This window comes from Mesorhizobium sp. (genome assembly GCF_004962245.1).
Lineage (GTDB): Bacteria > Pseudomonadota > Alphaproteobacteria > Rhizobiales > Rhizobiaceae > Mesorhizobium.
Map to the genome: position 1 here is coordinate 169,481 of NZ_SUHQ01000007.1, position 19,334 is coordinate 188,814.

General features: G+C 62.7%; 23 protein-coding genes and 1 other RNA gene. 15 read left to right on the forward strand and 9 right to left on the reverse strand.

Annotated elements, in window-relative coordinates:
* Positions 1–116: 116 nt before the first annotated feature.
* The 4 genes from E5X88_RS10005 to E5X88_RS10020 form a co-directional block, all read right to left on the reverse strand.
* Positions 117–347, reverse strand: coding sequence for a ribbon-helix-helix domain-containing protein (locus E5X88_RS10005; protein WP_292161043.1), 231 nt, complete (start codon positions 345–347; stop codon positions 117–119).
* Between the two features lie 20 nt (positions 348–367).
* Positions 368–613, reverse strand: coding sequence for a DUF4169 family protein (locus E5X88_RS10010; protein WP_292160876.1), 246 nt, complete (start codon positions 611–613; stop codon positions 368–370).
* An 18-nt stretch (positions 614–631) separates the two neighbouring features.
* On the reverse strand, positions 632–1,165 hold the full coding sequence (locus E5X88_RS10015; RefSeq protein ID WP_292160879.1) for an SspB family protein: 534 nt from the start codon (positions 1,163–1,165) through the stop codon (positions 632–634).
* A 119-nt stretch (positions 1,166–1,284) separates the two neighbouring features.
* Complete coding sequence (locus E5X88_RS10020; RefSeq protein WP_292160882.1) at positions 1,285–1,974, reverse strand: TetR/AcrR family transcriptional regulator; 690 nt, start codon at positions 1,972–1,974, stop codon at positions 1,285–1,287.
* Positions 1,975–2,142: 168 nt separating this feature from the next.
* On the opposite strand from E5X88_RS10020, the gene E5X88_RS10025 reads away from it, so the two are divergent.
* Positions 2,143–3,348, forward strand: a complete 1,206-nt coding sequence (locus E5X88_RS10025; RefSeq protein ID WP_292160885.1) for a multidrug effflux MFS transporter — start codon at positions 2,143–2,145, stop codon at positions 3,346–3,348.
* Positions 3,349–3,397: 49 nt separating this feature from the next.
* Here E5X88_RS10025 and E5X88_RS10030 read toward each other — a convergent pair whose 3' ends face one another.
* Together E5X88_RS10030 and ssrA are read right to left on the reverse strand one after the other, a co-directional pair.
* On the reverse strand, positions 3,398–3,964 hold the full coding sequence (locus E5X88_RS10030) for an AAA family ATPase (protein WP_292160888.1): 567 nt from the start codon (positions 3,962–3,964) through the stop codon (positions 3,398–3,400).
* Positions 3,965–4,111: 147 nt separating this feature from the next.
* Positions 4,112–4,470, reverse strand: a transfer-messenger RNA (tmRNA) gene (gene ssrA, locus E5X88_RS10035).
* 168 nt (positions 4,471–4,638) lie between these two features.
* Here ssrA and E5X88_RS10040 point away from each other — a divergent pair.
* From E5X88_RS10040 to E5X88_RS10065, 6 genes are all read left to right on the forward strand, one after another.
* Positions 4,639–4,950: a DUF2853 family protein gene (locus E5X88_RS10040; RefSeq protein ID WP_292160890.1), complete on the forward strand. Its 312-nt coding sequence runs from the start codon at positions 4,639–4,641 to the stop codon at positions 4,948–4,950.
* A 146-nt stretch (positions 4,951–5,096) separates the two neighbouring features.
* A complete protein-coding gene (locus E5X88_RS10045; protein ID WP_292160893.1) occupies positions 5,097–5,891 on the forward strand; it encodes a thymidylate synthase in 795 nt (264 codons plus the stop codon).
* A gap of 281 nt (positions 5,892–6,172) precedes the next feature.
* Complete coding sequence (gene modA, locus E5X88_RS10050; RefSeq protein ID WP_292160896.1) at positions 6,173–6,970, forward strand: molybdate ABC transporter substrate-binding protein; 798 nt, start codon at positions 6,173–6,175, stop codon at positions 6,968–6,970.
* A gap of 16 nt (positions 6,971–6,986) precedes the next feature.
* Entirely contained in the window at positions 6,987–7,691 is a 705-nt protein-coding gene (gene modB, locus E5X88_RS10055; protein WP_292160900.1) for a molybdate ABC transporter permease subunit, read from the forward strand.
* A complete protein-coding gene (gene modC, locus E5X88_RS10060; protein ID WP_292160903.1) occupies positions 7,688–8,800 on the forward strand; it encodes a molybdenum ABC transporter ATP-binding protein in 1,113 nt (370 codons plus the stop codon). The genes modB and modC overlap by 4 nt, the downstream gene beginning before the upstream one ends.
* An 89-nt stretch (positions 8,801–8,889) precedes the next feature.
* Positions 8,890–9,231 carry a winged helix-turn-helix domain-containing protein gene (locus E5X88_RS10065; RefSeq protein ID WP_292160906.1) on the forward strand — a complete coding sequence of 114 codons (342 nt, stop codon included), beginning with the start codon at positions 8,890–8,892 and terminating at the stop codon, positions 9,229–9,231.
* A gap of 152 nt (positions 9,232–9,383) precedes the next feature.
* Here E5X88_RS10065 and cobF read toward each other — a convergent pair whose 3' ends face one another.
* Complete coding sequence (gene cobF, locus E5X88_RS10070) at positions 9,384–10,166, reverse strand: precorrin-6A synthase (deacetylating) (RefSeq protein ID WP_292160909.1); 783 nt, start codon at positions 10,164–10,166, stop codon at positions 9,384–9,386.
* A gap of 145 nt (positions 10,167–10,311) precedes the next feature.
* On the opposite strand from cobF, the gene E5X88_RS10075 reads away from it, so the two are divergent.
* The 6 genes from E5X88_RS10075 (at position 10,312) to E5X88_RS10100 (ending at position 15,898) form a co-directional block, all read left to right on the forward strand.
* Positions 10,312–11,322 carry a DUF4424 domain-containing protein gene (locus tag E5X88_RS10075; protein WP_292160912.1) on the forward strand — a complete coding sequence of 337 codons (1,011 nt, stop codon included), beginning with the start codon at positions 10,312–10,314 and terminating at the stop codon, positions 11,320–11,322.
* Positions 11,322–11,840: a dihydrofolate reductase gene (locus tag E5X88_RS10080; protein WP_292160915.1), complete on the forward strand. Its 519-nt coding sequence runs from the start codon at positions 11,322–11,324 to the stop codon at positions 11,838–11,840. The genes E5X88_RS10075 and E5X88_RS10080 overlap by 1 nt, the downstream gene beginning before the upstream one ends.
* 143 nt (positions 11,841–11,983) lie before the next feature.
* Positions 11,984–13,087 (forward strand): FtsH protease activity modulator HflK, encoded by a 1,104-nt coding sequence (gene hflK, locus E5X88_RS10085; RefSeq protein ID WP_292160918.1) that lies wholly within the window; start codon positions 11,984–11,986, stop codon positions 13,085–13,087.
* Positions 13,087–14,040 (forward strand): protease modulator HflC, encoded by a 954-nt coding sequence (locus E5X88_RS10090; protein ID WP_292160920.1) that lies wholly within the window; start codon positions 13,087–13,089, stop codon positions 14,038–14,040. The genes hflK and E5X88_RS10090 overlap by 1 nt, the downstream gene beginning before the upstream one ends.
* A gap of 6 nt (positions 14,041–14,046) precedes the next feature.
* Positions 14,047–14,235, forward strand: coding sequence for a DUF2065 family protein (locus tag E5X88_RS10095; RefSeq protein ID WP_292160923.1), 189 nt, complete (start codon positions 14,047–14,049; stop codon positions 14,233–14,235).
* 148 nt (positions 14,236–14,383) lie between these two features.
* Positions 14,384–15,898, forward strand: coding sequence for a DegQ family serine endoprotease (locus tag E5X88_RS10100; protein WP_292160925.1), 1,515 nt, complete (start codon positions 14,384–14,386; stop codon positions 15,896–15,898).
* A gap of 46 nt (positions 15,899–15,944) precedes the next feature.
* Here the strand turns inward: E5X88_RS10100 and E5X88_RS10105 are convergent, their stop codons facing one another.
* Together E5X88_RS10105 and serB are read right to left on the reverse strand one after the other, a co-directional pair.
* Positions 15,945–16,517 carry a GNAT family N-acetyltransferase gene (locus tag E5X88_RS10105; protein ID WP_292160928.1) on the reverse strand — a complete coding sequence of 191 codons (573 nt, stop codon included), beginning with the start codon at positions 16,515–16,517 and terminating at the stop codon, positions 15,945–15,947.
* Positions 16,514–17,401 (reverse strand): phosphoserine phosphatase SerB, encoded by an 888-nt coding sequence (gene serB / locus E5X88_RS10110; protein ID WP_292160930.1) that lies wholly within the window; start codon positions 17,399–17,401, stop codon positions 16,514–16,516. The genes E5X88_RS10105 and serB overlap by 4 nt, the downstream gene beginning before the upstream one ends.
* Here serB and miaA point away from each other — a divergent pair.
* A complete protein-coding gene (miaA, locus tag E5X88_RS10115; RefSeq protein WP_292161045.1) occupies positions 17,391–18,359 on the forward strand; it encodes a tRNA (adenosine(37)-N6)-dimethylallyltransferase MiaA in 969 nt (322 codons plus the stop codon). The genes serB and miaA overlap by 11 nt on opposite strands.
* A gap of 103 nt (positions 18,360–18,462) precedes the next feature.
* Complete coding sequence (locus tag E5X88_RS10120; RefSeq protein ID WP_292160933.1) at positions 18,463–19,254, forward strand: GGDEF domain-containing protein; 792 nt, start codon at positions 18,463–18,465, stop codon at positions 19,252–19,254.
* Positions 19,255–19,334 lie beyond the last annotated feature (80 nt).

A 19,334-nucleotide genomic window follows, 5' to 3' on the forward strand; every position in this document is an offset into this window, starting at 1 on the left:
GCATGCGCCGTTCCATCCCGACAGAAACGGATGGGCTCTATCTGCTTGTTTGACCATGATCTTATCCGAGGCTCCCACTCTTCGCTGACGCGGGGCCTTCGGTTCGGGATCGTGATCTAGAAAGAACTTTTCGTCCCTCGCTTCGCCCAATCCAAGACGTAGAGCCGGAGCGCCGAGGACAGGTTGGCATCGCGCGGCCGGGCCTCGTCGATTTCGGCGACGAGGCCGGCGAGCGTCAGTTTTCGCGCAGCCGCAATGGCGACGAGATCGTCGAAAAAGGGCTTTTCGAGCGAATAGCTGGTGCGATGGCCGCGAATGGTCACCGAGCGCTTCTCGACCGGGCTCACCGGACGCTGCTCATTCCATTTCAAGCATCGGATTTATCCGAAAACCGCAATGCACTTTTCGGTCCGATGCTCGGGGGATCCGGATCGCTCGAGGGTTCGCGGCGATGGCCGGCGACGAATTTTTCTGCCTTGTCGGCGATCAGACGGTCACGCTCCCGATCAGCCCTGGAACGGCCGTGCGACGCCCGGTTCTGTTCGGCCAGGCGCTCCCTCTCCGCTCGTGCCTTCTGCTTGCGGGCCTGGCGGAGATTGACGATATCGGCCATGTCGCGCGGCTCGTCGGATCACTTCTTGCGGAAGGCGTCGAGCGACACCACTTCGGCGCCCTTGGCGGCGGCGTCGGTCACGGCAGGCTTCTTTTCGGCCTCAGCGGTCTTCTTTTTCTCAGGCTTTTTCTCGGCGACGACGGCCAGCGGTTCGGAAGCGGGCTGGCCGGCCGGTTCCTCGTCTGCCGAGGTCTCCGTCTTCACGTCGAATTCAAGCTCGAAATTGACGGACGGATCGTAAAAGCCGCGGACGGCCGAGAACGGGATTTCCAGCTTTTCCGGTACGTCGGAGAAGGATAGCCCGACCTCGAAGCCGGTGTCGCTCACCTTCAGGTCCCAATACTGGAACTGGATGACGATGGTCATCTGTTCGGGATAGCGCTCGCGCAAGCGGGAAGACACGCGCACGCCCGGGGCGCCGGTCAGGAACGTGATGAAGAAATGATGGTTGCCGGGGAGGCCGGTGCGCGCGACCTCGGCCAGGACCTTGCGCATGACGCCGCGCAACGCCTCCTGGGCCAGAATGTCGTAGCGGATGTGGTCGTCGGCCATGTGGCTGTCGGGTTCCGTTGAATCGTCCGCATAGCTGTAATCAAGCTTGAGGGCGGCGTAAACCGGATATAGAAGCCGATCGCGCAGATGCGAGGGGGCAATGTCCGAGATTTGATCGCTCAGGCGCCAGTGAGGGGGCTGTGCTCTTGCGCATCGGCTGCCGACTGCCGCTTGCCGAAGGCGCGCAGGAAGGTGCGCACGCCATGTGTCGCCGATTGCAGCACCTCATCGTCATCAGGTGTGCCGCCGAGCATGAACGTCGTCTGCAATTCGGCATTGGCGAGAGCCAGGAACTGGCGTGCCGCGACATCGGGATCCTCGATGTCGAGGAAACCGGCATGGGCGAGGCGGGCGAAACGGGCGGCGATCGCCGGCCATGTCTGGCCCGGTCCCTGTTCGCGCCATTCGGCGAAGAGCTCGGGATAGCGCTCGCCCTCGGTCTGGATCAGCTTGCGCAGGAATTTTCCATCGCGGTTGCAGACACAGTTGCGGTTCATCCGCACGGCGAAGGCGATCAGATCGGCCTCGAGATCCTTCGGCTGGTCCGGAAAGGTGGAAATGGTGGCGAAGATGCCGGCATTGCAGCGCTCGGTGAGGTCGCGGACGATGGCGACGAAGAGGTTCTCCTTGTCGCCATGGTGGTTGTAGATCGTCTGGCGCGAAACGCCGGCCTCGGCGGCAATCATGTCAATGTTGGCGCCGGCGAAGCTCTCGCGGCAGAACACCTTGCCCGCAGCGTCCATAATGGAGACGCGCTTGGCCTCATGGCCGCGTGGCGGGATCGTGTCAGGAGAAACGTTGAGCTTCATGAAAACTATATAGAGGTGATTGACGAATTAGACAAGAGTGTCTAAATTTGTGGACTTAACACGAAGGGATTTCGACTCGGTAGTAGAGTCTGAATTTCACGGGATGGAATGTCCTAGGGTTTACGCCGGTCGGTGGCGGCAAACCAGATCTGAAAGAAGCCTGCTATCATGAGTCCTCAATTCTTCCGCATCGCGGTCGTGCTCGGCCTGTTGACCGCCATCGGTCCGTTCGCCATCGACATGTATCTTCCGGCGCTGCCTTCGATCGGCGCGGATCTGCAGGCCAGCACCGCTGCCGTGCAGATGAGTTTGCTGATCTTCTTTCTGTCCATGGGTTTTGGGCAGATCGTCGTCGGGCCGATCTCCGACATGGTCGGGCGCAAGCTGCCGCTCTATGGCGGTCTCGCGCTGTTCATGGTCGGCGGCATCGGCTCGGCGCTGGCACCCTCGATCGAATGGCTGATCGCCTTCCGTTTCCTGCAAGGGCTCGGTGCCAGCGCAGGCATGGCGGTGCCGCGCGCCATCGTGCGTGACCTGCACACAGGCACCGACGCTGCCAAGCTGATGTCGCTCTTGATGCTGGTGTTTTCGGTGTCGCCGATCCTGGCGCCGCTGACCGGTAGCGTCATCATCGAGAATTTCGGCTGGCGTGCCGTGTTCTGGACGGTGACCGGTGGGGCGGTGCTCGCCACCATCCTGCTGGCGACCTCGCTCAAGGAGACGCGGCCGCTCGAGGCGCGTGCAGGCAGTTCGTTCGGCACCGCGCTCTCGGCCTACCGCTTCCTGATGGGCGACCGCAACTTCCTTGGCCTGACGGCTATCGCCGGCTTCGGGATCGCGAGCTTCTTCGTCTATCTGTCGAGTTCCTCCTTCATCCTGATCGGCCATTACGGGCTGTCGCCATCGGTCTACAGCGTGTTCTTCTCGATCAACGCGGTCGCCTTCATCGGCATGTCGCAGTTGACGGGGGTCCTGTCCGAACGGTTCGGGCTGAGGCCCGTGGTGCGGGTCGCGGTGGTCGGCTATGCGACGACAATGGTGGTGCTGTTCGCGGTGATGGCGTCCGGCGTCGACCGGCTCGACGTGATGGCGGTGCTGCTGTTCGTCGGCTACGGGTTCCTCGGCCTGGTGATCCCGACGACTTCGGTGCTGGCCATGGAAGAGCATGGCGCGATCGCCGGTACGGCCTCGGCGCTGATGGGCACGCTGCACTTCGCCATCGGTGCGGTCGCCATGGGTATCGCCGGCGTGTTCTTCGACGGCACGCCGCTGCCGATGGTGGCCGGCATCACGCTTTGCGCGGTGATCTCGTTCATGCTGGCCAAGGTGACGCTCGGCCGCAGGCGGGAGGTTGTCGAAGCGCCGGCGGAGTAGATGCCTTCCAGCGAGAGAGTGAAAAAGGCTGGGTCAGTCCCGGCCTTTTTCATGTCTGGGGCTCAAGTCGCAAGCCTGCCTTGGCGACGACGAATCGCAGTCGCGCCTCGACCGGCGCCAAGGGCAACGGAACCAGCTTATAGCCCAATTCCGTGTAGACACTGGTCAGCGCGTGGTAGGTGCGTTCGGCTTCCTCGAGGGTCTGCTTCCGCTCGTTGTCCTGGCGAAAGATCTCCGGCCATGGTGGTGCGATGAAGACATGACTGGCGTAGCGGAAGCGCTCGGCGGCGTTCCTGACGTGGTCGGGAACCGGCAGGCCAGTGAGGCGCAGATAGCCAAGCGTGTCCGGCGCGCCGCGATCGAAGAAGACCGGATCGTTCTGTTCGAGCGCGGCTCGATAGGAGCGCAGTTCCCAGGACAGCATCAGTTCGGCGAACTGCGCCGGATCGTGCCAGGGCAGGGCCGGCCCTCCGATCGCCGACTGGTCGCGGATGATGCCGCGTCCGGCTTCGGGCGAGGTTGCAAGGCCGGCCGACCGCAAGGCTTCGATCAACGTGGTCTTGCCGGAACCCGGACCGCCGGTCAGCACGAAGAATCGATCGGAATCGTTTTGCATTTTTCAATCCTTTGGATGGATGCAGCCACCCGCATTTGCCAGCAAGACAGCTTCGCGACCGGCAACTGGCGCGGCGCAAGAATCCGGCCAGCAAGCCTGCTGCCGCGACAATATCGAAGGGGAGAAGCGGGAATCGAAGGGGGGAGAAGTGGAGGTTTCTGTTGCCAGGTACCTCCGAACCCCGCCTAGAAGTGCGAACCACTAGGGCTTGAATTGAAGCTATCGCACCGCTTACGCGGCGAGACGTGCTTCCGCATAGTTGTCGTTGGCAACTATAAGTTTAGCCCGATAACGGTGGTACAATGCCGGGCAAAAGTACGATCTTTACACCTTCGTCGATCCTATTTCGCCCCCAGCAAAAGCCGCTCTTCGACAAGAGCGGTTTTTGGTGGAGGCGCCGGGTACCGCCCCCGGGTCCGAACGGCTTATTTCATCGCCTGTTTATCGCCATAGTCGGTCAAGCCGACGATGCGAATATAGGGATCGATCATGGAAAATGAAAGGCCTCAACGGTGCTTTGTCGCTGTGTCAAACAGCATCGCCAAGGGTTGACTTGTGAACGGTCTCAACCGAAGCTTTGCGGCGGTGAGGAGTTACCGACCTAGCGCACATTTTGCGGCAGCGCGCCACAACCCTCATCGACCGGATCCGTGGCGCCGACGAGGGGAAATTTGATGGCCGACTATCTCGCAGACGTGAAGAAATACGATGCCGCGGCAGATGCCGACGCGGTCGCCAAGATCGTGAAGCATTTGGGCATTGCGCTCAGGAACCGCGATTCCTCGCTGGTGTCCTGCACGGATCCCAAGGAACTCGAGCGCGTCAAGGACAACTGGGTTGCCAAGAAGCTCGGCATCGCCGACGGCAGCAAGGCGGACGCGGCCATCGAAAAGACCTGCAAGGCGATGGAGGCCGACAACACCAAGAGCCGCGTGACCTTCTACTACCTCGTCGCCAAGGACCTGGGCAAGCTCGCCAGCCTTTGACAATCATCCTGCATCAGGCGGAATGCTGGCGCGATTTCGGCGCCAGCCCAGAGTGTAGCCGCTTGTTGGAACATTTTGCGCTTTGATATGTTCGGCCGGCAGCCAGTCGGTTATGATGGCCGGTAACCCGAATCGAGCCGAAGCCGATGCGCCAGTATCTCGACCTCTTGAAGCACGTGCTGGAAAATGGTGCCGATCGCGGCGACCGCACCGGCACCGGAACGCGCTCGGTGTTCGGCTGCCAGATGCGTTTCGACCTCGCGCGCGGCTTTCCGGTCACCACCACCAAGAAGCTTCACCTGAAGTCGATCGTGCATGAACTTCTGTGGTTCCTGGCCGGCGACACAAACATCAAATACCTCAATGACCACGGCGTCTCGATCTGGGACGAATGGGCCGACGAGAATGGCGACCTCGGCCCGGTCTACGGCAAACAATGGCGCTCATGGCCGGACGGCCATGGCGGCACCATCGACCAGATTGCGAATCTTCTGAAGGAGATACGCAAGAATCCTAATTCCCGACGGCTGATCGTTTCGGCATGGAATCCGGCCGAAGTGGAAGCCATGGCGCTGCCGCCCTGTCATTGCCTGTTCCAGTTCTACGTCTCGGAAGGCAAGCTCTCCTGCCAGCTCTACCAGCGTTCCGGCGATATCTTTCTCGGCGTGCCGTTCAACATCGCCTCCTATGCGCTGCTGACGCTGATGGTGGCGCAGGTGACGGGGCTGAAGCCCGGCGATTTCGTCCACACGCTTGGCGACGCGCATCTTTACGCGAACCATTTCGAGCAGGCACGCGAACAGTTGCGGCGCACGCCCAAGGCGCTGCCGACGCTATGGATCAATCCGGAGGTGAGAGACCTCTTTGCCTTCCGCTTCGAGGATTTCCGGCTGGAAAACTATCTCGCCGACGCGACGATCAAGGCGCCGATCGCGGTGTGAGCCGCAAACACCGGCTTCTACCTACTCAATCTCGAAATTGCTCGGCTGCGGCGCTGCCGTCCGCCCGTCGATGCCGACCACGACATCCGATGCCTGAAGGTGACGCTGTATCCACTGCTTTATCGCGGGCGGTGGCGGCAACACGCAATGCCGCTGATAATCTCATTGGCTGGGCCATTGTCCCGGTCAAGTCTGGCAAAAAGCCTTCCTTTGTTATATTCATGCGGATATATCGATTGGCAGGCTTGCGCCGATCGGATTTTCAGACCCAGGAGAGTTTCATGCTGGTGCGCGACGGTTTCGGATTGAAGGCGGCCGCCATTGGCGGTCTCGCGACCATGTTGATCGCGGCGGTGCCGGCGGCCCACGCGGATGACAGACTGATCGTCTTCGCCGCGGCAAGCATGAAGAACGCCCTGGACGCCGTGAACACTGCCTGCGAGGCCGATGTCGGCGAGGCGGCGACCATTTCCTATGCGGCAAGCTCCGCATTGGCCAAGCAGATCGAGGGTGGCGCGCCGGCCGATGTCTTCATCTCGGCCGACCTCGACTGGATGAAATATCTCTCCGACAAGAAGCTGACCAAGCAGGATAGCGAAGTGAAGTTGCTCGGCAACGAGATCGTTCTGGTGGCGCCGAAGGATTCGGCGGTCGAAACCAAGATCGAAAAGGGTTTTGATCTCGCCGGGCTGATCGGTGAGGGCAGGCTTGCCATGGGTGATTCCAAGGCGGTGCCGGCCGGCAAATATGCCAAGGCGGCACTTGAATCGCTCGGCGTTTGGTCCTCGGTGGAAGGCAAGGTGGCACAAGCCGAGAATGTGCGCGCGGCGCTCAAGCTGGTTTCATCAGGCGAGGCAGCACTCGGCATCGTCTACGCCACCGACGCGCGCGCCGAGCCCGGCGTGCAAGTGATCGGCACCTTCCCGGAGGATTCGCACCCGCCGATCGTCTACCCGGTTGCCCAGACGGCGGATTCGAAGGACAAGGATGCGCCGGCATTCCTGAAATGCCTGCAGTCCGCCAAGGCAGGCGAGCTTTTCAAGGCACAGGGTTTTACGGTCCTTACGCCAAGCAACTGAGGCACGACGCCAAAAGATGAACTGGCTGCTGGACCTCACTCCCGACGAATGGAATGCGGTCCGGCTGTCGGTCAAGGTGGCGACGGTGGCGATGATCGCCAGCCTGCCGCCCGGCATATTGATCGCGCTTGTGCTCGCCCGTGGACAATTCTGGGGCAAGACGCTGCTCAACGGGCTGGTGCATCTGCCGCTGATCCTGCCGCCGGTGGTCACCGGCTATCTGCTGCTGCTCTCTTTCGGCAGGCGCGGCCCGGCTGGGGCCTTCCTGGCCGAGCATTTCGGCATTGTCTTCTCCTTTCGCTGGACGGGCGCCGCATTGGCCTGCGCTGTCATGGGCTTTCCCTTGATGGTACGGGCGATCCGGCTGTCGATCGAGGCGGTCGACCGCAGAATCGAGGCGGCGGCCGGGACGCTTGGCGCCAATCCGCTGTGGGTGTTCGGGACGATCACGCTGCCGCTGATCCTGCCTGGCCTGATCGCTGGTGCGATTCTTTCGTTCGCCAAGGCGATGGGCGAATTCGGCGCGACGATCACCTTCGTTTCCAATATTCCCAACGAGACGCAGACGCTGCCGTCGGCGATCTACACGTTCACGCAGGTGCCTGGCGGCGATACCGGCGCGCTCAGGCTTACGCTGATCTCGATCGTCATCTCGATGGCGGCACTTGTCGCGTCGGAGGTGCTGGCGCGTCGCGTCGGGAAGCGGATGGACATCGAATGACGGTGGTAGTCGATATCAGCCATCGGCTCGGCGATTTCGGGATTGACGCCCGCTTCGAGAGCGCCGGACGGCTGACCGCGCTGTTCGGGCCCTCGGGCTCCGGCAAGACGACACTGATCAACATGATTGCGGGACTGATCCGGCCCGATAAGGGGCGGATCGAGGCAGACGGCCGCGTGCTGGTCGATACGGATGCCGGCCTGTTCGTGCCGAAGCACAAGCGCCGCATCGGCATGGTGTTCCAGGACGCGCGGCTGTTTCCGCATATGAGCGTGGCCAGCAATCTGCGCTACGGTCGCTGGTTCACGCCGACGGCGGAACGCTATGCGGAGATGAACGCCGTGGTCGACCTGCTCGGCATCGGTCCTTTGCTCGACCGGCGACCGGCAAAGCTCTCCGGTGGCGAAAAACAGCGCGTGGCGATCGGCCGGGCGCTGCTCGCCAGTCCCAGGCTGTTGCTGATGGACGAGCCGCTGGCCTCACTCGACGAAGCCCGTAAGACCGAGATTCTGCCCTATATCGAGCGGCTGCGCGACGAGACAAAAATCCCGATCGTCTATGTCAGCCATTCGATCTCGGAGGTGGCGCGGCTGGCAAGCGACGTCGTTGTGCTGGCGCAAGGCAAGGTCGCTGCCAGCGGCCCGACCGGGGCAATCATGCAGCGGCTCGACCTGTTGCCGACAGAAGAGCGCGGCGAGGGCGGCGCGGTGTTGAATACCGCGGTGCTGCGCCATGACGAAGTCTTTGGCATGACCGTGCTTGGCTCGGCGGCGGGCGAGATCCGCGTGCCGCTTCTGGCAACGCCGGTCGGTGCGCCGGTCCGCCTCCGCATCCGTGCCCGCGACGTGATGATCGCCACCGAACAGCCGACGGGCCTCAGCGCGCTCAACATCTTGCCGGGCACGATCGTGGCGATAGAGCCGGGCGAGGGGCCGACGGTCGAGATCAGCGTAGACTGCAATGGCGCAACCGTGCTTGCCCGGATCACGGAGCAATCACGACAGACGCTGGAACTTCGGCTCGGTCGACGCGTCTACGCTGTGGTCAAGACGGTGAGCTTCGACCGGGCGAACACGAGCGCCGGCTTGCCTGTCGAGGCGGATGGATGAGCGCCGGATGATTGTCGCTATATCATTTTGGAATAGCGGTATCGCCGGAGAGCTTCTAGTATTGAGGTGGCGTGACTGCGGAGGAGCAAATGCCGTCGCTGAGCTTGCGGATAAACCTCGATCCGGACGGCCGCATCGGGCCGGGCAAGATCGAGCTTCTGGAGCAGATCGCCGCCTTCGGCTCGATCTCGGCCGCGGCGCGCGGCATGGAAATGTCCTACAAACACGCCTGGGATCTGGTCGAGGACATGAACCGGGTGTTCGGCAAGCCGCTGGTCGCGGCGCAGACCGGCGGGAAAAAGGGCGGTGGCGCCCAGTTGACCTCGGTGGGGCTTGCGGTGGTCAGCCGCTTTCGCGCCATTGAACGGGCTGCGGCTTCCGCGGCGGCGACGCATATGGAGGCACTACAGGCGGAAATCGACGCCGGGTAAGAGGCCTGCGCAAACTCTACCCCACCGGACTCTACGCCACCGGATGCCCGCTTCCGGTGCTGACGGACTTGAATGTCCGCTCCGCTCCGGTTCTCGAAAATCGCGCCATCCATCGCGGCGGAGCGAATTTTCGAACGGCCTCTTGGGCTGAGCTATGAATCAGCATCCTCCGGCTCACCGGGCTTGCGCAGCAGATAGGTATCCATGATCCAGCCCTTTTTCTGGCGGGCCTCTTCGCGGATCTTCATAATCTCATCGCCGACATCGCCAAGGCGGCCGGAAATGAGAATCTCGTCGGGCGTGCCGAGATAGGCGCCCCAGTGGATGACGAGGTCCTTGTCGTCCAGCGTGTTGAAGGCGCATTTGCCGTCCAGCATGACGACGATGCTGCTGGCATTGTCGGGCAAACCTTCTTCAGTGAGCCGGCGGCCGGTGGTTATCGCAATGGCATCGCCGATGCGGTTCAATGCCATCTTGTGGCCGGCGGCAAGCGCCTGGACAGCGGTAATGCCGGGGATCACCTCCAGCTCGAAGTCGACATTGCCCCTCATGCGCACACGCTCGAGGATGCGCAGCGCGCTGTCGTAGAGCGCGGGGTCACCCCAGATCAGGAAGGCGCCGCAGCCATCTTGCGAAAGCTCGTCGCGAATCAGGCCTTCATAGATCGCGGCGATCGCCTCGTGCCAGTCATCGACGGTCGAGCGATAGGAGGGCGCCGGCTCGGCCCGCACCGGCACGTCGAATTCGACGCGGCGCGCGTTCGGGTTGGTGACGAAACGATCGCAGATATGGCGGCGCAGTTCGGCGAGATCGTTTTTCTTCGCGCCCTTGTCGGGAATGAACAGCACATCGGCGCGGTTCAAGCCGTCTATGGCCTGTATGGTCATGTGGTGGGGATTGCCGGCGCCGATGCCGATGACGAGAAGCTTGCGCATGGGCGAACTCCTGCCCGATCGCAACGTCGGTGTCCAGACAAGCCTGGCATGGCATGTGGGCAAGCGTGCGCGCTGCGCGGAAGGCTTTGAAACACCACGCCGAAACGGCTAGGGTCGAACCGGCATTCTCGCCGAGGGAGCGTCCATGTTACGTTATGTCCTGACCGCAGCGCTGGCGCTCTTGGCCACGCCCGTATTCGCCAATGATTCGATCGCCGAATTGGGTACCGGCGGTCTGATCCTGTCGCGCAGCGACGCCGTCGCCATGGAGAGCGAGGATCTCACCATCTCGCCGGAAAAGGTGACGGTCGACTATGTCTTCCGCAACAACACCGACAAGGATGTCGACGCGATCGTCGCCTTTCCAATGCCCGACATCGAAGGCGATCCCTACGAGATGCCGGCGATCCCCGACGAGGACGACAATTTCCTCGGCTTCGAGGTGACGATCGACGGCGTGGCAGCAAAACCGCAACTCGAGCAGAAGGCGTTTGCACTCGGCATCGAAATCAGCGCCGATTTGAAAGCGCAAAACGTGCCGTTCTATCCGTTCGGCGACGCGGCCAAGGCGGCGCTGGCAAAGCTGCCGCAGGCGGTTGCCGACGATTGGGTCGATCGCGGCCTCATCATCGAGGACACTGCCGACGACGGTTCGGGCATGAAGACCGTCTATGTGCCGTTCTGGCAATTGCGCTCGACCTACTGGTGGCGCTCGACCTTTCCAGCCAACAAGGCAGTCCACGTCGCGCATCGCTACAAGCCCAGCGTCGGCGGCACGTCCTCGGTCAGCTTCTTCTATGACGGCCAGTTCCAGGGCCAATACGCGGCCTACAAGACACGCTACTGCATGGATCAGACGTTCGAGAATGCGATCCGCAAGGCGGCGAAGGGCAATCCCGACGGCACTCCGAGATATTTCGAAAGCCGTATCGCTTACATCCTGACCACTGGCGGCAACTGGGCGACGGGCGCCATCGGCAAGTTCAAGCTGACCGTCGACAAGGGCGATCCGAAGAACCTGGTCTCGTTCTGCGGCGAAAACGTCAGGAAAGTCGGGCCAACGCGTTTCGAGATGACGGCAGAAAATTTCTACCCCGAGCACGACATCGACATATTGCTGCTGGAGCCTTCGGGCGATGGCGGGAGCGGCGGCTGATGGACGTCGCGATCTATGTCGCCATCGCCGAAAATGGCGTGATCGGGCGCGATGGCGGGTTGCCGTGGCGGCTTTCCAGCGACCTCAAGCGGTTCAAGGCCGACACGATGGGCAAACCTATCGTCATGGGCCGCAAGACCTATGAAGGCATCGGCCGGCCTCTGCCGGGGAGGCTCAACATCGTGGTGACCCGCGACAAGGCCTGGCGCGCCGAGGGCGTCGAAGTCGTGCATTCGCTCGATGAGGCGATCAGTCTGGCGAACGTGCGCGGGCGCTGCATGGCCGGCGCCGACGAAGTCTGCGTCATCGGTGGCGGCGAGATCTATACCCAGGCGCTACCGCTGGCTGACCGCTTGCATGTCACCCATATCCTTGCCCCGGTCGACGGCGACGCGCATTTCCCACCGATCGACCCGGAGTTGTGGCGCATGGTCCGCTCGCAGGACGTTCCGGCCGGCGAGAAGGACAGCCATGCGACACGCTATTCGGTTTACGAGCGCCGCCGCAACGTGCATTGAGAGACGACAAAGGGGTCGCGACGGTCCAAACGGACTGCGTCGACGACCGATCGCGTTGAAAGCGCGCCTTTGCGTCCCTATAGAAGGACGATACTGGATTTTTGCGTCGTCAGGCCGGCGCGTGAGGGAGCGAAAGGACATTCATGCCCTGGAATGACAAAAGCGGCGGAGGCGGCGGCCCATGGGGCGGAGGCAACAATCCAGGACCCTGGGGGCAGGGACCAAGGGGACCCAGCGGCCCACAGGGCTCGCCTCCCGATCTCGAAGACATCATCCGACGCGGCCAGGATAGGTTGCGGCGTGCTTTGCCGGGCGGCGGCGGCGCCAGCCCAGCCGTGTTCGGGCTGATCGCGGCAGCGCTTGTCGTGCTGTGGGCGTTCAAGGCGGTCTATACCGTGCAGCCTGACGAGGTTGCGGTCGAGCTCAGATTCGGCGTGCCAAAGGCGGAGCTCTCGCAGCCTGGCCTGCATTTCCATTGGTGGCCCATCGAAACGGTAGAGACGGCTACGATCGCCGAACAACTCGTCAACATCGGCGGCGGCACGGCCTCCGGCAACGGTTCAGGTCTGATGCTTTCGGGCGACCAGAACATCGTCAACGTCCAGTTCTCGGTGGCCTATCAGGTCTCCGATCCGAGGGCCTATCTGTTCGACGTGTCCGATCCCGACGGCATGCTGCGGCAGGTCGCCGAAAGCGCCATGCGCGAAGCGGTCGGCCGGCGGCCGGCGCAGGACATCTTCCGCGACGATCGCGAGGGCATTGCGGCGTCCGTGCGCGAAATCATCCAGACGACGCTGGACGGCTATAAGGCCGGCCTGAACGTCAACGCGATCTCGATCGAGGATGCCGCGCCGCCGCGCGAGGTGGCCGACGCCTTTGACGAGGTGCAGCGCGCAGAACAGGACGAGGACAAGTTCGTGGAGCAGGCCAACCAGTATTCCAACCAGAAGCTCGGCCAGGCGCGCGGCGAAGCCGCACAGATCCGCGAGGAGGCGGCCGGCTACAAGAACCGGGTCGTGCAGGAGGCCGAAGGCGAGGCGCAGCGCTTTATCTCGATCTATGATGAGTATGCCAAGGCGCCTGATGTGACGCGCCAGCGGCTTTATCTGGAAACGATGGAGAGGGTTCTGAAGGATTCCAGCAAGGTCATTATCGAGCAAAGCAACGGACAAGGGGTCGTCCCCTATCTGCCGCTGCCGGCGTTGCAGCAGAAGGCGCCGGCGCCGGTCCTCGGAGGAAACCAGTGATGGCCAACCGACTTCCCGTCATCGCCGTCATCGCCGCGGTCATCCTGTTCCTGCTTTATTCGTCGGTCTTCGTTGTCAATGCGCGCCAGCAGGCGCTGGTGCTCAGGTTCGGCGAGATCGTCGACGTCAAGAGCGAGCCGGGCATCTATTTCAAGGCGCCGTTCGCCTTCTTCGATGCCGACAGCGTGCAGTTGATCGAAAACAGGGTGCTGCGCTTCGACCTCGACAACATTCGCGTCCAGGTTTCGGGCGGCAAGTTCTATGAGGTCGACGCCTTCATCGCCTATCGGATCTCGGATCCGCGCGTGTTCCGCTCCGCGGTGTCCGGTCAGATCGAGCTGGCCGAGGCACGGTTGAGGACGCGTCTCGACGCCGCCTTGCGCCGTGTTTACGGTCTGCGCGACTTCGAGGCGGCACTCTCGGAAGAGCGCGCCGTGATGATGCGTGAAGTGCGCGATCAGCTAAGGCCCGACGCTACGTCGCTCGGCCTGCAGATCGAGGATGTCCGCATTCGCCGGACCGATTTGACGGCGGAAGTCTCGCAACAGACATACGACCGCATGAAGGCTGAGCGCCTGGCCGAAGCCGAGCGGCTGAGGGCGCGCGGCAACGAGGCGGCGCAGCGCATCAGGGCGCGCGCCGACCGCGAAGTGGTGGAGATCGTCGCCGAGGCACGGAGGGAGTCTGAAATCCTGCGCGGTGAAGGCGAAGCTCAACGAAGCGCCACCTTCGCGGACGCCTACCAGCGCGATCCGGCCTTCTTCGGCTTTTACCGGTCGATGAATGCCTACGGAACGGCGCTGGACAATACCGGCACGACGATGGTGCTGTCGCCGAATTCGGAATTCTTCCGTTTCTTCCGCGATCCCGCCGGCGGCGATACGCCGGCAGCGCCGACAGCGCCGCCCGCAGCACCTGCTGCACCGGCAGCGCAGCCAGGCACCGGCCAGTAGCGGCCGGTGCAGGATTTTCTGGCGGCAATAGGCCTGGTTCTCGTCGTCGAGGGCCTGGTCTATGGCGGCTTTCCCGGCCTCGCCAAGAAACTTGCCGGGGAAGTTCTGTCGATGCCGGAGAGTGCGCTGCGGATCGCCGGGCTGGTCGCAATCGCCGCTGGCGTCGGCCTCGTCTGGCTGGTGCGGGGCGGATGACGTGGTCGGTCTGTGATTTCGGGATAACGCAGGATTTATCCTATGCCGATAGCCATAGCCGCAAACGTGCCGTATTTCTTGCCAACATGACTCGACGCAGCGTTTTCGGCGAGCGCTTTTCTTTTCAGAGACACCGGGAGGCTTCTCGATGACATCCAACAGCTTTTTGCGCGCGGCGCGGCGGACGGTCACCGCGGGTGCTGCGGCACTTCTCATCGCCGCCTTTACCGTCCCGTCGCTGGTGTCGCCGACGGCAGCTGCGGATGGCCCGGAATCGGTCGCCGATCTCGCGCAGGGCCTGCTCGGCGCGGTGGTCAATATATCGACCTCGCAGAGGGTGAAAGGCACCGAGGGGCCTGGCGCGGTGCCGATGCCGCAGCTTCCAGAGGGCTCGCCCTTTCAGGATTTCTTCGACGATTTCTTCAAGAACCGTCCCGGCGACCAGGGCAATCCCTCGCAAAAGGTGCAGTCGCTGGGCTCCGGCTTCGTGGTCGACGCCGACGAGGGCATCGTGGTGACGAATAACCACGTGATCGCAGATGCCGACGACATCGAGGTGAATTTCTCCGACGGCGTGACGCTGAAGGCGACGCTGGTCGGTACCGACACCAAAACCGACGTGGCGGTGCTGAAGGTCGATCCGAAAGGGCACAAGCTGACGGCGGTGAAATTCGGCGATTCCAGCAAGATGCGTGTCGGTGACTGGGTGATGGCGATCGGCAATCCGTTCGGCCTCGGCGGCACCGTGACGGTCGGCATCGTCTCGGCCCGCAACCGCGACATCAATTCCGGTCCCTATGACGATTTCATCCAGACCGATGCCGCGATCAACCGCGGCAATTCCGGCGGACCGCTGTTCAACAGCGACGGCGAGGTGATCGGCATCAACACCGCGATCATATCGCCGTCCGGCGGCTCGATCGGCATCGGCTTTTCCATCCCCTCGCAGCTCGCGTTGGGCGTCGTCGACCAGCTCCGCCAGTTCGGCGAGACGCGGCGCGGCTGGCTCGGCGTGCGCATCCAGCCGGTGACGGACGACATCGCCGAAAGCCTCGGCATGGCCACCGCCAAGGGCGCGCTGGTCGCTGGCATCATCAAGGGCGGGCCTGTCGACAACGGCACCATCCTGGCGGGCGACGTCATCATCAAGTTCGACGGCCGGGACGTCAATGAAATGCGTGACCTGCCGCGCGTTGTCGCGGAAAGCACGGTCGGCAAGGCTGTCGACGTGGTCATCGTGCGCAAGGGCGTCGAGCAAACCGTGAAGGTGACGCTCGGCCGGCTCGAAGATGGCGAAAAGCTTGCCAGCGGCGAGAACGGCAACGCCGACCAGGACGATGGCGACAAGGCGCCTGCCGTTTCGACGGCTTCCGTGCTCGGCATGACCGTTGGCGAGCTCAACGACGAGACGCGGACGAAATTCGGCATCGCCGCCGAAGTCTCCGGCGTCGTCATTACCGAAGTCGCCAAGGATTCAGCGGCTGCCGAACGCGGCATCCAGGCCGGCGAGGTGATCACTGAGATCGCGCAGGAATCGGTCGCCACGCCCAAGGATGTCATGGACCGGATTGGTGCGTTGAAGGAGCAGGGACGCAAGAACGCGTTGCTGATGCTGGCGTCGAAGACCGGCGAATTGCGGTTTGTGACGATCCGGATGGATTGAGTCCGGTAAAGTCTTCAGCTCCTTGATTTTTAACAAAAAAAGGCGGCTAGCGAGCTGCCTTTTTTCTTGCCTGCCATTCTCTGCGCGAGAGCCTGTAGAACACATGCCGCTTGAGCCTGGCGTGGCTGTCCGGAATGCCGGGATGATCGAAATCGCTGGCCGGGTCGGCGATCATGCCCAGGCGCTTCATGACGGCGGTGGACCGGTGATTGTCCTCGACAGCGACGGACACGATCTCATCGAGGCCAAGCGTTTCGAAGCCATAGGCGAGCCACGCTTCGGCTGCCTCGGTGACATAGCCACGGCCCCAGAAATCGGGCGCCAGCCGCCAGCCGATCTCGATGGTGCCGGCAGGCAAGAAAGGCAAATAATCGGTTGGCGTTATGCCGACGAAACCGATGCATTGGCCGGTGGCGGCGATTTCGGCGGCTGCGAAGCCGAAACCGTCACGGTCGATGACGGCGCGCAATTCATCCATCTTGGCGTCGGCCTGGGCGCGGTCGCGGCGAAATGGAAAAAACTCCATGACGTGCTCGTCGGAATTGATCCGGTGGAAGAGCTCGCGGTCGCGATCCTCCCAGTTGCGCAGGATCAGGCGCTCGGTGCGGATCGGCGTCACTCTACAAACTCCTCCCGCCGGTAGCCCTGCAGATAGAGAAGCGCGGTCAGGTCGCCGTGGTCGATGCGGAACCCTGCCTCAGCCGCCACGGCCGGCTTGGCATGAAGTGCCACGCCGGTGCCGGCAAGGCGGATCATGTCCAGGTCGTTGGCGCCGTCGCCGACAGCGATGGCGTCGGCGGTCGCCAGTCCGAGGCGCACCGAAATCTCGAGCAGCGCATCGGCCTTCGCAGCGCGCCCCAGGATCGGCTCGGCCACCAGCCCGGTGAAGCGGCCGTCCTGCTCGATCAGGCGGTTGGCGCGGTTCTCCTGAAAGCCGAGCATGGTGGCGATGCGTGAGGTGAAGACGTTGAAGCCACCCGACACGAGCGCAGTCCATGCGCCGTTGGTGCGCATGGTCTGGACGAGCGCGCGGCCACCGGAAGCCAGCGTCAGGCGGTTGGCGATGATGCGATCGACCACGGCAGCGTCGAGACCTTTCAGCAGCGCCACCCGCTCACGCAAGGCCGGCTCGAAAGCGATCTCGCCATTCATCGATCGCGCCGTGATGGCGGCGACGTAATCCTTGACCCCGATCTCGTCGGCAAGTTCGTCGATGCACTCCTGGTCAATCATCGTCGAATCCATATCGGCGATGAGGATTTTCTTTCGCCGTCCCTCGGCCTGCTGAACGATCACGTCGACCGGTTCGGTAGCGAGCGCGGCGCGCAGGCTGGCGGTCGTTTCAACGGCTTCGGCCGCCTCGGGCAAAACGAATTCGCAGGCGATGCCTTCGGCCAGCCAGCGAACGGTGCTTGCGCCGACCGACCGTGACGCCATATTCGCAAGCGCCGGCGACAATGCACGGCCGGCGGGATGGGACACAAGCGTGGCGATCAGCGGCATCGAAAATTCCAGCGGGCAGGCGGGCGAGGGCCGCGTTAAGAACGCGATCCTGATAGCCGGGCCGACCGCCAGCGGCAAGTCGGCCCTTGCGCTCGATCTCGCCGAACGCAAGGGCGGCGTCATCGTCAACACCGATTCCATGCAAGGCTATTCGGTGCTCGACGTTCTGACGGCGCGGCCGACCGCAGCCGAGCTTGCTCGCGTCCCGCATTATCTCTACGGGCATGTCCATCCCTCCACTGCCTATTCCACCGGTGCCTGGCTGCGCGACGTGATGAAGCTGATCGACGAGGGCACGTTCTTCGAACGGCCAGTGATTTTCGTTGGCGGCACCGGGCTTTATTTCCGGGCGCTTGCGGAGGGCATTTCTGAAATGCCCGCCATTCCGCAGTCGATCCGTGACCGCTGGCGCTATGAACTCCAGGAGCAGGGCGCGGCCAAGCTGCACCGCATCCTGCTGCGCGAGGATTCCGCGGCCGGCATGATGCTGAAGCCGACCGACAGCCAGCGCATCGTGCGGGCGCTGGAGGTGCTGGACGCGTCAGGCCGTTCCATTCTGGAATGGCAGGCGGCGCGCGGCCGGCCGCTGATCGACAGGGCCAGCACGCATTTCTTCGTGATCGAACCGGACCGGGCGGCGCTGGTGGAGCGGATCGAGGCGCGGTTCGACCGCATGCTGGACATGGGCGCCCTCGACGAGGTCAGGCGGTTGACCGATCTCGGCCTCGATCCCGATTTGCCGGCGATGAAAGCGATCGGCGTTCGCGAACTCCAGGCCGCAATGGCCGGGAAGCTGGGTTTTCCCGAAGCGATCGAGCGTGCCAAGATCGCGACGCGACAATATGCCAAGCGGCAGGCGACCTGGTTCAGGCATCAATTGGGCCCGGAGTGGCTGCGATTGCACCCCGGAGATCGTGCGGAATCCACGATTTTGGATCTTCTTTCCAGTGCAACCTGAAAAGTTGGTCTTGATAGAAGATTCCCGCCGAAGTTGTCCAAGTTAACCGTCCGTAAGGCCGTCCATGCCATAAGGCCTATGGGAATTTTCCAACGGGGAGCAGATGCGCTTTCATAAGGCGGAATCAGCCTTTTTCGTCTTCATCTTCGTGATCCTGGCTGCTGGCTTGGTGACGCTTCACGCCTATGGGCTTCTGCAGGCCTTCGCGGCCGAGATTGTCACACCGCCCGGGATTGAGAAGATCGTCTATCTCAACAAGCTGTTGTTTGCGACCGGCGTTCTTTTGGCGACCGCCCTGTTCTTCGGCATTTTCTTCATCTACCCGCTGATCCGCAGGCAGGCGACGGAAGAAGGCAAGCTCCGCGCCATGACGGTTTCGCTCAGCGCCCGTTCGGAAACGCTTGAACATGCGGCGCTGACCGACAGCCTGACCGGTATGCAGAACCGGCGCTATTTCGATGACGCGCTGAAGGAGTATCTCGAGGAATTCCGTCGCATCGAGAAGCCGGTCGGGCTGATGATCCTTGATCTCGACCATTTCAAGCAGGTCAACGACACCCACGGACATGATGTCGGCGACGAGGTGTTGCGGGCGGTCGCTAACTGTCTCAAGGACATGACGCGCTATCACGACGTGGTGGCGCGCCTGGGTGGCGAAGAGTTCGCCGTCGTCACGCCCAACATGGATGCCGAACTTCTGTCCAAGTTCGCCGAGCGCATCCGCAAGGCGATCGCCAACATGTCGATACTGTCAGGCAATGTTCGCCTGAAGATCACCACCAGCGTCGGTCTTGCCGTCTGGGACCGCAAGGAAACCGCCGAGGAGTTCTATCGCCGTGCTGACCGCCAGCTTTATGAAGCAAAGAGGCAAGGTCGCAACCGCGTCTGCGCCTGAAATCCCGGAGAAGAATTCATGAGGCCGGCCGACTGACGCAGCTTTCTGCGCTTCCGGTGCTCACGGACTTGAATGTCCGC

Bases quoted from the DNA above. Each gene is read 5' to 3' on its own strand.
- E5X88_RS10010 (WP_292160876.1), bottom strand. From the start codon at position 613: ATGGCCGATATCGTCAATCTCCGCCAGGCCCGCAAGCAGAAGGCACGA.
- E5X88_RS10015 (WP_292160879.1), bottom strand. From the start codon at position 1,165: ATGGCCGACGACCACATCCGCTACGACATTCTGGCCCAGGAGGCGTTG.
- E5X88_RS10020 (WP_292160882.1), bottom strand. From the start codon at position 1,974: ATGAAGCTCAACGTTTCTCCTGACACGATCCCGCCACGCGGCCATGAG.
- E5X88_RS10025 (WP_292160885.1), top strand. From the start codon at position 2,143: ATGAGTCCTCAATTCTTCCGCATCGCGGTCGTGCTCGGCCTGTTGACC.
- E5X88_RS10030 (WP_292160888.1), bottom strand. From the start codon at position 3,964: ATGCAAAACGATTCCGATCGATTCTTCGTGCTGACCGGCGGTCCGGGT.
- E5X88_RS10040 (WP_292160890.1), top strand. From the start codon at position 4,639: ATGGCCGACTATCTCGCAGACGTGAAGAAATACGATGCCGCGGCAGAT.
- E5X88_RS10045 (WP_292160893.1), top strand. From the start codon at position 5,097: ATGCGCCAGTATCTCGACCTCTTGAAGCACGTGCTGGAAAATGGTGCC.
- modA (WP_292160896.1), top strand. From the start codon at position 6,173: ATGCTGGTGCGCGACGGTTTCGGATTGAAGGCGGCCGCCATTGGCGGT.
- modB (WP_292160900.1), top strand. From the start codon at position 6,987: ATGAACTGGCTGCTGGACCTCACTCCCGACGAATGGAATGCGGTCCGG.
- modC (WP_292160903.1), top strand. From the start codon at position 7,688: ATGACGGTGGTAGTCGATATCAGCCATCGGCTCGGCGATTTCGGGATT.
- E5X88_RS10065 (WP_292160906.1), top strand. From the start codon at position 8,890: ATGCCGTCGCTGAGCTTGCGGATAAACCTCGATCCGGACGGCCGCATC.
- cobF (WP_292160909.1), bottom strand. From the start codon at position 10,166: ATGCGCAAGCTTCTCGTCATCGGCATCGGCGCCGGCAATCCCCACCAC.
- E5X88_RS10075 (WP_292160912.1), top strand. From the start codon at position 10,312: ATGTTACGTTATGTCCTGACCGCAGCGCTGGCGCTCTTGGCCACGCCC.
- E5X88_RS10080 (WP_292160915.1), top strand. From the start codon at position 11,322: ATGGACGTCGCGATCTATGTCGCCATCGCCGAAAATGGCGTGATCGGG.
- hflK (WP_292160918.1), top strand. From the start codon at position 11,984: ATGCCCTGGAATGACAAAAGCGGCGGAGGCGGCGGCCCATGGGGCGGA.
- E5X88_RS10090 (WP_292160920.1), top strand. From the start codon at position 13,087: ATGGCCAACCGACTTCCCGTCATCGCCGTCATCGCCGCGGTCATCCTG.
- E5X88_RS10100 (WP_292160925.1), top strand. From the start codon at position 14,384: ATGACATCCAACAGCTTTTTGCGCGCGGCGCGGCGGACGGTCACCGCG.
- serB (WP_292160930.1), bottom strand. From the start codon at position 17,401: ATGCCGCTGATCGCCACGCTTGTGTCCCATCCCGCCGGCCGTGCATTG.
- E5X88_RS10120 (WP_292160933.1), top strand. From the start codon at position 18,463: ATGCGCTTTCATAAGGCGGAATCAGCCTTTTTCGTCTTCATCTTCGTG.